This is a genomic window from Limnohabitans sp. 2KL-3 (assembly GCF_001269405.1).
In the GTDB taxonomy this organism is placed as follows: domain Bacteria; phylum Pseudomonadota; class Gammaproteobacteria; order Burkholderiales; family Burkholderiaceae_C; genus Limnohabitans_A.
Genome location: NZ_CXON01000047.1, coordinates 1 through 4044 on the forward strand (window position 1 = coordinate 1; position 4044 = coordinate 4044).

General features: G+C 65.9%; 2 protein-coding genes. Both read left to right on the forward strand.

Features of this window, described 5'->3' with window-relative positions:
- The coding region (locus tag AMM41_RS21445; protein ID WP_089963966.1) for an OmpA family protein at positions 1-832 on the forward strand (832 nt) is incomplete at its 5' end.
- A gap of 98 nt (positions 833-930) precedes the next feature.
- Positions 931-4044, forward strand: a 3114-nt coding sequence (locus AMM41_RS21450) for a VCBS domain-containing protein (protein WP_194944942.1), incomplete at its 3' end; no start/stop codon positions are given.

The window sequence follows — 4044 nt, forward strand, 5'->3', positions numbered from 1 at the left end:
CCAAAGCCGCATCTTGGTCTACCGCGCCAGTGACAGCGCAGGCCTCAAAGGCGCCACGGGCGTGTTTGTCAATGGCCAGTACCACACCTCCTTGGTTGCCGGTGGCTACAGCCAGCTGTGCACCGAGCCCGGGGCGGTGGAGATTGGTGCTCGCCAAGTGCGTGTGGGCCGCACGGCCAAAGACAACTACGACAGCTTGACCGCCACGCGCTTGCTGGCCGCGCAAAGCCAGTACTTTGCCGTCTACGAAGACGCGGGCCGCCCCGTGCTCAAGCCCGTGCCCGCGGCCCAGGCGCTGCAAGAGATGGCCAGTGTGCGCTTGCAAATGCACACCGTCTCGCGCGTGACCAAGGCCCAGGACTGCCTCTCGGCACCCGCTTCCGCACCCGCCCCTGTGGCCGCTCCCGTCATGGTGCCCGCCATGCCCCAGCAGTTTGCCTTGTCGGGCGATGCCTTGTTTGCCTTTGGCCGCTCCGATGCGGCGGGCATGACCAGCCAAGGCTTGGCCGTGATCGACCAACTGGTCTTGCGCATTCGCAGCGACTACACCTACATCAACCACATCCACGTCATTGGCCACGCCGACCCGCTGGGCTCGCCTGCGGGCAACCAGCGTTTGTCCGCTGAGCGGGCCGACACGGTGCGCCGCTACATCGAGCGCGTCAGCCAGATCTCCGCGCGCATCACCTCCGAGGGACGGGGCTCGCGCCAGTTGGTCGAGCGCTCGTGCGGCTCGGTCGCCTCGGCCAGCGCCATCGCCTGCAACCAGCCCAACCGCCGCGTGGTGGTTGAGGTGGTGGGCCAGCGCCGCGTGGACGGCGGGGGCAAATAAGCCCCTTCACCCCTGATTCATTCCCCAGCTTCACCCCCCAGATTCATCCCTGAATTCCCACCCCGAATTCACACCCCAATTCACTGAGAGCACACACCATGGCCAAGCAATTCAAAGTCCTCGTCAACACCGGCAACGCACAAAGCAACCAGAGCCTGGACGTCACACAAGGGCAAGGCGCCAAAGGCCAGCCCCTGCGCATTGCGGCCAAAGCCGGGGCCAAGTACCAGCTGCAAGAGCTCGACAAGAACAAAGAAGCCGCGCCCGAATACGTCAAAGTCAAGCGTGTGGGCAAGAACCTGCACATCTTGCTAGAAAACAGCACCGAAGCGGACATCATCATCGAGGACTACTACGAGGTCATGCCCGAGGGCTACAACGGCGTGGTGGGCCAAGCAGAAAACGGCAACTTCTACGAATACATCCCCGAGGACCCGGACGTCAAAGGCCTGATCCCGCAGCTGGCCGACGGGGGCCAAACGGTCAGTGTGGCGCTGGGCGGTGCAGAAGTCGTGGGCTCGGGCGCTGCCGTGGGTGTGCTGGCCTTTAACCCCTTGCTGGCCGCTTTGGGGCTGGCGGGCGCGGGCGCTGCCGCCGCTGCTGCCGGTGGCACCACCGCCACCACCTCCAACACCACCATTGGCAGCGTCACCGACAACGCGGGCAACCCGGGCAATGGCACCGAGGCGCTGGCCAACGGGGCCAGCACCAACGACAAGACCCCCACGCTGACGGGCCAAGCGCCTGCGGGCACGGTCATCACCATCAAAGACGGCGGCGTTGTCATTGGCTCTGCCACGGCCGATGCCAACGGCAACTGGTCCTTCACCCCGCCTGCCGATTTGGCTGAGGGCAAGCACAGCTTCACCGCCGAGTCCACCACCAACGGCGTCGCCAACGTCAGCCCGGCCTTTGAGATCACGGTGGACACCATCGCCCCCCAGATCGCCATCACCACCGACAAGATTGCCCTGGGCAGTGCCGAGACCGCTGCGATCACCTTCACGCTCAGCGAAGCCAGCGCTGACTTTGTGGCCGGTGACATCACCACCACGGGCGGCACCTTGAGCGCCTTGCTCAAGAGCGCGGCCAACCCGCTGGTCTACACCGCCACCTTCACGCCCACGGCGGGCGCCACCAGCGCCAAGATCAGCGTGGGCAGCAACCAATTGAGCGACGCTGCGGGCAATGCCAACCAAGACGGCGCGGACGCCAACAACAGCGTGGCCCTGAGCCTGGGCTCGGCCCAGGCCAAAGCGGCGGTGGCGCTGGACCCCCTCAGCGGCGACAACCTGATCAGCGCCGCCGAGGGCGCCCAAGCCAGCCTCACCCTGACGGGCCGCGTCAGCGGCGCCTTCACGCCCGGCGACATCGTCACCATCCGCGTGGGCACCCAGACCTACACCACCATCGTGGCGGCCAACGGCAGCTACAGCCAAGTGGTCCCCATGACCGAGCTCAAGGCCGATGCCGACAAAAAAGTCGAGGTCAGCGTGGCCGTCAAAGACCCCGCCACCGGCCAAGTCAGCACGGTGGACAACAGCCAGACCTACACGGTGGAGGGCGCTGCAGGCACGGGCACATCCTTGGTGGTGGACCCCGTCACCACCGACAACCTCATCACCCCCGCCGAGGCCAGCGTGGCCAACACCGCCGTCACTGGCCGCGTCTCGGGCGTGTTTGCCGCAGGCGACACCGTCACCCTGACCGTCAACGACAAGCCCTTTACGGGCACCGTCAACGCCCAAGGCACCTACAGCATCAACGTGCCCACCACCGACTTGGTCGCTGACCGCGACACCAAAGTCGAGGCCAGCGTGTCCGCCACCACCCCCACCGGCAAAGTCACCGCCAGCGCGGTGCAAGACTACGCCTTGAGCAACCAAGGCGGCACGGGCGCAGCCATTGGCGGCACCAGCACCGGCACCGCCATCGAAGACAGCAGCGCCCAAGCGGCGGGCACGCTCACCGTCACCGGTGCGGCCAACAGCGCCGACAACGTGCTCAAGGCCCCCACCAGCTTGGCCGGCCAGTATGGCAACTTCACCCTGGACACCACCACCGGCGCTTGGACCTACACGCTGGACAACGGCAAAGCGGCCACGCAAGCGCTCACCGCTGGCCAGCAAGTGAGCGACAAACTCAGCGTCACCAGCCAAGACGGCAGCGCTGTCAAAGACATCGTCATCGCCATCACCGGCGTCAACGACAAAGCCCTCATCACCGGCCAGACCACGGGCGGCGTGAGCGAAGACGCCCCTGCCACCACCACCAGCGGCACCCTCACCGTGACGGATGTGGACACCGGCCAAGCCGCCTTGCAAACGCCAGCCAGCCTGGCGGGCACTTATGGCAACTTCACGCTCAACACCGCCACCGGCGCTTGGGTCTACACGCTGGACAACAGCAAAGCGGCCACGCAAGCCCTGACCCAAGGCCAACAAGTCACCGACAAACTCACGGTCACCAGCCAAGACGGCAGCACCACACAAGACATTGTGGTCACCGTCACGGGCGCGGCCGAGGGCGCTGTCAGTGGCACCGTCATTGGTGGCACCAACACCGGCGCTGTGATCGAAGACAGCACCTCGCAGGTTGCAGGCGTCTTGGTGGTCACCGGCGCTGCCAACAGCGCCGACAACGTGCTGCAAACGCCCACCAGCCTGGCCGGCACTTACGGCACCTTCACGCTCAACGCCACCACAGGCGCTTGGAGCTACACCCTGGACAACAGCAAAGCGGCCACCCAGGCCCTGAACGCAGGCCAGCAAGTCACCGACAAACTCACCGTGGCCAGCAAAGATGGCAGCGTGGCCAAAGACCTCTTGGTCACCGTCACCGGCACCAACGACGGCGCGGCCATTGCGGGCACCAGCACCGGCACCGTCACCGAAGACGCTCCTGCCACCACCGCCAGCGGCACCCTCACCGTGAGCGATGTGGACACCGGCCAAGCCTTCTTGAGCACGCCCACCACCGCCAGCCTGGCCGGTACCTATGGCAACTTCACGCTCAACACCACCACCGGCACCTGGCTCTACACCCTGGACAACAGCAAACCCGCCACGCAAGCCCTGAGCACTGGCCAGCAAGTCACCGACACCTTGCGCGTGACCAGCCAAGACGGCACGGCCTCCCAAACCATCACCGTCACCGTCAACGGCAACACCGACAGCGGCAGCGCCGCGTCCATCGGCGGCACCCGCACCCAT